This is a genomic window from Streptococcus suis (assembly GCF_002964045.1).
In the GTDB taxonomy this organism is placed as follows: Bacteria; Bacillota; Bacilli; order Lactobacillales; family Streptococcaceae; genus Streptococcus; species Streptococcus suis_U.
Window position 1 is genome coordinate 1 of the sequence record NZ_POPB01000479.1, and the last position, 276, is coordinate 276.

The window sequence follows — 276 nt, forward strand, 5'->3', positions numbered from 1 at the left end:
GGGGCAATTCTACTGATTTCTGCAAAAGATGGCGTACAAGCACAAACTCGTATATTATTTCATGCACTTAGGAAAATGGGGATTCCCACAATCTTTTTTATCAATAAGATTGACCAAAATGGAATTGATTTATCAACGGTTTATCAGGATATTAAAGAGAAACTTTCTGCCGAAATTGTAATCAAACAGAAGGTAGAACTGTATCCTAATATGTGTGTGACGAACTTTACCGAATCTGAACAATGGGATACGGTAATAGAGGGAAACGATGACCTT

At 36.2% G+C, this 276-nt stretch carries 1 protein-coding gene; it reads left to right on the forward strand.

The window, feature by feature from the left end; all coding sequences use genetic code 11:
• Positions 1 to 276, forward strand: a 276-nt coding sequence (locus C1E99_RS12145) for a GTP-binding protein (protein ID WP_153060219.1), incomplete at both ends; no start/stop codon positions are given.